Genomic DNA, 6,428 nt, shown 5'->3' with positions numbered 1-6,428 from the left:
TTGAAGGCCCGGGTCAAGGCCCTCGCCGACAAGCACCCGCTTTACCCCGTTCTGAACAAGTAGTTCCCTGGTGGGGGTACCCGACGACGTGTGCCCCCACCCTCCCGGTAAGGAAAACCAGTGGCCATCTCGGTCTTCGACCTCTTCTCGATCGGCATCGGCCCGTCCAGCTCCCACACGGTCGGTCCGATGCGCGCGGCCCGCATGTTCGCGGGGCGCCTGAGCGCCGACGCGCTGCTGGACTCCGTCGCCTCGGTGCGCTGCGAGCTGTACGGTTCACTCGGCGCCACCGGCCACGGCCACGGCACCCCCAAGGCGGTACTGCTCGGCCTGGAGGGCGCCTCCCCCCGCACGGTGGACGTCGAGACCGCGGACGGGCGGGTGGAGGAGATCAAGGAGTCGGGCCGGCTGCGGCTGCTCGGCGAGCGCGAGATCCCGTTCTCCTTCGACGACGACCTGGTCCTGCACCGCCGCAAGGCGCTGCCGTACCACGCCAACGGCATGACCATCCGGTCGTACGACGCCTCGGGCGCGGAGCTGCTGACGAAGACGTACTACTCGGTGGGCGGCGGTTTCGTCGTCGACGAGGAGGCGGTGGGCGCGGACCGCATCAAGCTGGACGACACGGTCCTGAAGTACCCCTTCCGCACCGGCGACGAGCTGTTGCGCCTGACGGGGGAGACGGGTCTGTCGATCTCCGCGCTGATGCTGGAGAACGAGCGGGCCTGGCGCACCGAGGACGAGATCCGCGAGGGCCTCCTCGAGATCTGGCGGGTGATGCAGGCGTGCGTCGCCCGGGGCATGTCCCGGGAGGGCATCCTGCCGGGCGGGCTGCGCGTCCGCCGCCGGGCCGCCATGACCGCCCGCCAACTGCGCGCCGACGGAGACCCGTTGGCGCACTCCATGGAGTGGATCACCCTCTACGCGATGGCGGTGAACGAGGAGAACGCGGCGGGCGGCCGGGTCGTCACCGCTCCGACCAACGGCGCGGCGGGCATCATCCCCGCCGTCCTGCACTACTACGTCAACTTCGTCCCCGGCGCGGACGAGGAGGGCGTGGTCCGCTTCCTGCTCGCCGCCGGCGCGATCGGCATGCTCTTCAAGGAGAACGCCTCCATCTCCGGCGCCGAGGTCGGCTGCCAGGGCGAGGTCGGCTCCGCCTGCTCGATGGCGGCCGGTGCCCTCGCCGAGGTGCTCGGCGGCTCCCCCGAGCAGGTCGAGAACGCCGCCGAGATCGGCATGGAGCACAACCTCGGCCTCACCTGCGACCCCGTGGGCGGCCTGGTCCAGATCCCGTGCATCGAGCGCAACGGCATGGCCGCGGTCAAGGCGGTCACCGCAGCCCGCATGGCCATGCGCGGCGACGGCTCCCACAAGGTGTCCCTCGACAAGGTCATCAAGACCATGAAGGAGACCGGCGCCGACATGAGCGTGAAGTACAAGGAGACGGCCCGGGGCGGGCTGGCGGTGAACATCATCGAGTGCTGAGGCACCCGCCTCACTGGACGAGCGCCGGTTGCGGGAGTGGATCGGCGCGCTGTACCGCTTTCAGGACCGGTTCGACTGTCGCCCACCGACCCCGAAGAGGGCGATCCGGCCGCCGGTGCGCCGGGCGACGGCGGAGGTGTCCGGCAACCGGTCGAAGCGGTCCCGCCAGGTGGACAGGGTCAGCGCGCGGAACCCCCGCGCCGAGGGCTCTTCTCGGCCCGCTCGGGGTGGAGCTGGGCGAACGCGGCCGTGAACTCGAAGGGGTACTCCACACAGGCCTCGCCCGCGAAGCACTGGGCGGCGTGCCGGCGCATCCGGGGGCCGTAGACCGCGTGGTCGATCAGGTCCGTGTACGTCTTGCGCCCACCCAGGTCCAGCAGGCCCGCCGTGTCGGCCAGGTAGACGTCGAAGCCCGGGTACATGAGGCCCAGGTACGGCATGTCGTCCAGGTCCAGGGCGAGCACGGGGTACTCGCCTTCCTGGTCCGGCTCGGTGACGGCCAGGATGCGCCGGGAGTCGGAGCCGCCGGGGAGCAGGAAGCACTCGGAGAGCCGCCCGGACAGCCAGCCGAACTCGTTGCCCCAGAAGTCGCCCATCTCGTCCCCGACCAGTTCGTCGAGCGGGCGCGGCGCGAAGGAGCCGTCCGGGGCGAACCAGCCGTGGCGTTCCAGCAGTCCGGTGTCGTACGCCAGCCAGGCGCGCAGGCTCGGCGGCAGCGGACGCCCGGACGGGAACACGGCCTCGGCGAGTTCGTCCTCGGCCATCGGCCGGGCGACGCCGCCCTCCACCCAGGGCACGTTCACGTACGGCAGCAGATACGGCAGCGCGCTCGCCTCCGGATCGCGGCGGACGATCTCCAGAACCCGCTCCGTCACCTGCACTCCGTGCATGGACCTGCCTGCCTTCTGCTGCTGTGCGAGGGCCGCCCGTCGCCCTGGACCGACCGCGGGACGTGAGCGCGCAGAGGGAGGGGGCGTCCCGGGCGGGACGCCCCCTCCCTCCTCGCCCTACTTGCTCAGGTACGCCCAGAACTCGTCGAACGACAGGACCTTGTCGCCGTTCAGGTCGCGGGTCTTGATGATGGCCTCGGCCACCGACTCGGTGACGTTCCAGTCGCCCTCCTGGGCCAGGGCGGTCTTGAACTCGGCGGCGGTGATGAAACCGTCGCCGTCCGTGTCGATGCGCTGGAACTGCGTGCGTGCTTCTTCGATGTCGGCCACCGATCCGCCCCTCTTCGCCATACCTTGCGGTGTCTTGCTGTCGTACTGACGCAGGTCAGATTAACCGTCCGCGCGCGACCGCAGTGCAGCGACCACCCAGGCGAAGTCCTCGGCGTGCGGGGGCGCGGCCTGCCGGTTCACGAGCGCGAGGAGTTCGCGGTAGCGGGCGACCCGTTCGTTGAAGCCGGCCGTCATGCGGTCCAGTACGGCGGCACGGTCGGCGTCCCCGAACAGTTCCGTCAGCACCTCCTCCGCCTCGGGCGCCCCGGGGGCGACACCGCGCTCGCGCAGCGGGCCCACCAGCTCGACCAGCCGCTTGGCGAACCACATGGCCTGCCCGCGCGGCTCCTGCGGGGTCCGGTCGGCCGCGTTGAACTCGACGGCGCGTCGCATCTGGGCCCGGAAGCCGGGGTCCTGGAGCATCTCGGCCAGCTCCACCCAGGCGTCCACCTGCTCCGGCGTCGGATCGTCGTCGAGATCGACGGCGGTGCGCCGCATCCGTTCCCGGATGTCCGGGTCGACGGTGTCCAGCCCGTGCAGGGCCTCCTCCACGAACTCCTCCATGATCCGCTGCCGTTCGGCCGCCGACAGGTGCGCGAGTCTGTGCATCAGGGTCGTCTCCTCCGCTGTGGAACCACGCCGGGCCACGCTCGACAGCACCGCGCGGACCACCTTCAGCGACCGGATCTGCGCGTCCAGCGCGGCCACATGCGCCGCCGCGACCTCCGCGACCGTCCGTTCGCCCGCCAGCACCCGCCGGACGTCGGTGAGGCCGAGGCCCAGTTCGCGCAGGGTGCGGATCAGTTCCAGCCGGGCGGCGGACTCGGCGTCGTAGAGCCGGTAACCGCCGGTGGAGCGGGTGACGGGGGTCAGGACGCCCTCGTCGGACCAGTAGCGGATGGTGCGCACGGTCAGTCCGGTGGCGCGGGCCAGCTCGCCGATGGTGAACAGGCCGGTGCCGTCGTCGATCATGTCTGCGAGTCTGGACCTTCCAGCGGGTGGAGACTCAAGGAGCGGTGCGGTGGAGACGTTGCGGGACATTCTCGACGGGGCCGCGCACGGCGTCTTCCCCCCGGAGGACGGGCGGACGACGGTCGTCCCGCAGATGTCCCCGCGGGACGCGGGCATCCTCGCCTTCACCGCGCACTCGGTGGTCTTCACGGACGAGGACCCGCAGTGGGTGTACGACACCCTGCGCGCCGTGGACTGCGACGCGCTCTCCGCCTCGATGAACCCGCGCTTCCTCGCCGCGCTGATGGAGCGCACGGGGCGTACGGCCGAGACGGTCGACGCGATGCTGGTGGGTTCCCCGCTGCCGGGCGGGCCGCCGGCGCTGCCGCTGACGGAGATCGAGGACCGCGACCATCCCCGCATCCGTTACGCCCTGCGCCGGCGCCACGAGGTGCGGGCGTGGTCGGCGGACGGCGGGGTGCTGGTGACCGGACGCGGGATCGGCGGGCGGCTGGAGGTCTCGGTCGAGGTGGACGAGCCGCTACGGCACCGGGGCCTCGGCCGGCTGCTGGTGACCGCCGCCCGCCGTCTCGCCGACGAGCCGGTGTGGGCCCAGGTCGCCCCGGGGAACGCCCGCAGCGTACGGGCGTTCCAGGCGGCGGGGTATGTGCCGGTGGGCGCGGAGCTGCTGCTGACCGCCCGCCGGTGACTACCGGAAGATGCCGGTGTGGCCGAGGGAGTAGCGGCCGGGCTGGGGGTAGACGGCGAGGCCGTGCGGGCCGCTGCCGACGGGGATGCGGGCGAGCTGCTTTCCGGTGCGGGTGTCGATGGCGTACACCTCGGCGTCGTAGCGGCCGGAGAGCCACAGGACCTTGCCGTCCGCCGAGACTCCGCCCATGTCGGGGCTGCCGCCGTCCGGCAGGCGCCACTTCTTCGTCAGCTCGTTCCTCGTGAAGTCGAAGACGGAGATGGTGCCTTCGCCGCGGTTGGAGATGTACATCTCGCGGGAGTCGCGGCTGATGTACAGACCGTGGCAGCCCTTGCCGGTGTGCAGGAAGGAGGGCTTGGTGAACCGGTCGCCGTCGAGGATCCACATGCCGTCGGCCTTCATGTCGGCGATGTAGTACCTCTTCCCGTCGGGCGAGATCTTCACGTCCTGCGGCATCGCGCCGGCGAACGGCAGTTTCTCCTGGCCCACCACCTTCATCTTCTCGGTGTCGACCTTCAGCAGTTCGCCGCTGAACTCACAGGAGACGATGAAGTAGCGTCCGTCGGGCGAGAAGTCGGCGTGGTTGACGCCGTAGCAGCTGACCGGGACGGTCTTCCTCCGTTTCATGGTGTGCGCGTCGCGGAAGACGAGCTCGCGGTCGAGGGAGGCCATCACGACGGCGTACTTGCCGTTCGGGGTGAAGTAGAGGTTGTACGGGTCGTGCACGTCGACCGTGTCGCCGGCGTGGCCGGTCCTGGGGTCGATGGGGGTGAGGGTGTTGCCCCTGTCGTTGTTCACCCACAGCGTCTTCAGGTCCCAGGAGGGCACGACGTGCTGCGGCTGGCGGCCGACCCGGATGGTCTCGATCACCTTGTACGTCTTCGGGTCGATCACGGAGACGGTGTCGGACTCGGTGTTGGGGACGTAGACGCGGGAGGGGAAGTCCTTGACGACCGGGGAGAGCCTGTTCGGGCGGTCGGCGGCGTAGACGTCCTTGGGGTCGAGGAGGGGCGGCATGCCGGGCAGCCCGTGGGCGGCCGGTCTCTTCACGGGGGCGGGCACGGCGGCCTTCGTCGGCTCTCGCGTGCCCTCACCGTCCTGGCTGCCGCAGGCGGCGAGACAGACGAGGGCGGCGGCGGTGGACAGGGCGCGGGTGAGGAGAGGGGGTCGCATCAGCCGATCAGCTCCGTGGTGGTGACCGCGCGCAGTCCGCGGCGGGCGAGTTCGTCCAGTACGGCGGGGAGCGCGGCGAGGGTGTCCGCGTACCCGAAGTGCAGGCTCACGACGGATCCGTCGCGGACCTCGCGCATCACGTTGGCCGTGACGGCGGCGGCGCCGGGCGAGGTGAAGTCGAGGGAGTCGACGTCGTAGGACAGGACGTGGGGGTAGCCGGCGGCGCGGGCCAGTCTCGCCACGAGCGGGGAGGCGAGGGCGGTGCGGGAGGGCCGGAACCAGGTGCCGACCGACCCGGTGAGCCGTTTGAGCCGCAGGGCGCACTCCTCGATCTCGCCGCGCGCCTCGGTCTCGGACATGGCGTTGATGTCGAGGTGGCGGTGGGTGTGGTTGCCGAGGTCGTGGCCGCCGTCGAGGATCCGGCGCGCGAGGGCGGGGTGGGCGTCGAGCCAGGTCCCGACGGCGAGGACGGTGACCCGTGCCCCGTGCCGCTCGGCCTCCCCCAGGAGGGCCTCGGCGAGGGCCGGTTCACCCTGGCCGTGGAAGGTGAGGGCGACCCGGGGCCGGTCCCGGGGGCCGTGGCTGATCTGGGCCGGCTGTCCGGGGAACGCGCGGGGGGCCGGTGCGGGGCGGGGGCCGGCGGAGGCGGCGGCGGAGGCCGGTGCGGGCGGCGGGGGCGAGGGCGGGCCGGGGGACGCGCCGGACGAGGGACCGGAGGCGGAGCCGGACGCGGAGCACGCACCGGCGAACGCGCCCCCGGCGACCAGTCCGGCACCCGCCCGCAGCGCGGCACGGCGGTCGGTCGAAGTCACCCGCACCATTTAAGGGGCAAAAGGTAAGAAATGGAGTCATTCATCCGCGTGGCGGCCGGAGACGGCGTCGGCCGG

7 protein-coding genes are annotated in these 6,428 nt (G+C 71.7%); 2 read left to right on the top strand and 5 right to left on the bottom strand.

Annotated features, from left to right (window positions below):
- Positions 1 to 120: 120 nt before the first annotated feature.
- Positions 121 to 1,488 carry an L-serine ammonia-lyase gene (locus tag AQJ64_RS44250; RefSeq protein WP_055638480.1) on the top strand — a complete coding sequence of 456 codons (1,368 nt, stop codon included), beginning with the start codon at positions 121 to 123 and terminating at the stop codon, positions 1,486 to 1,488.
- A 179-nt stretch (positions 1,489 to 1,667) separates the two neighbouring features.
- Here the strand turns inward: AQJ64_RS44250 and AQJ64_RS44245 are convergent, their stop codons facing one another.
- The 3 genes from AQJ64_RS44245 to AQJ64_RS44235 form a co-directional block, all read right to left on the bottom strand.
- Positions 1,668 to 2,363, bottom strand: coding sequence for a hypothetical protein (locus AQJ64_RS44245; RefSeq protein ID WP_240512957.1), 696 nt, complete (start codon positions 2,361 to 2,363; stop codon positions 1,668 to 1,670).
- Between the two features lie 132 nt (positions 2,364 to 2,495).
- Positions 2,496 to 2,708, bottom strand: a complete 213-nt coding sequence (locus tag AQJ64_RS44240) for an EF-hand domain-containing protein (protein WP_055638482.1) — start codon at positions 2,706 to 2,708, stop codon at positions 2,496 to 2,498.
- Between the two features lie 60 nt (positions 2,709 to 2,768).
- Complete coding sequence (locus AQJ64_RS44235; RefSeq protein WP_055638483.1) at positions 2,769 to 3,680, bottom strand: helix-turn-helix domain-containing protein; 912 nt, start codon at positions 3,678 to 3,680, stop codon at positions 2,769 to 2,771.
- A gap of 49 nt (positions 3,681 to 3,729) precedes the next feature.
- Between AQJ64_RS44235 and AQJ64_RS44230 the strand changes: the two genes are divergently transcribed.
- Positions 3,730 to 4,368 carry a GNAT family N-acetyltransferase gene (locus tag AQJ64_RS44230; RefSeq protein ID WP_055638484.1) on the top strand — a complete coding sequence of 213 codons (639 nt, stop codon included), beginning with the start codon at positions 3,730 to 3,732 and terminating at the stop codon, positions 4,366 to 4,368.
- On the opposite strand, the gene AQJ64_RS44225 is transcribed toward AQJ64_RS44230, so the two are convergent.
- Both AQJ64_RS44225 and AQJ64_RS44220 read right to left on the bottom strand, forming a co-directional pair.
- Complete coding sequence (locus tag AQJ64_RS44225; protein WP_055638485.1) at positions 4,369 to 5,541, bottom strand: YncE family protein; 1,173 nt, start codon at positions 5,539 to 5,541, stop codon at positions 4,369 to 4,371.
- Positions 5,541 to 6,362, bottom strand: a complete 822-nt coding sequence (locus tag AQJ64_RS44220; RefSeq protein ID WP_059203554.1) for a polysaccharide deacetylase family protein — start codon at positions 6,360 to 6,362, stop codon at positions 5,541 to 5,543. Before AQJ64_RS44220 ends, AQJ64_RS44225 begins: the two co-directional genes overlap by 1 nt.
- Between the last annotated feature and the right edge of the window lie 66 nt (positions 6,363 to 6,428).

Source organism: Streptomyces griseoruber, assembly GCF_001514205.1.
Lineage (GTDB): Bacteria > Actinomycetota > Actinomycetes > Streptomycetales > Streptomycetaceae > Streptomyces > Streptomyces griseoruber.
This window is presented reverse-complemented; position numbering and strand designations above follow the sequence as displayed.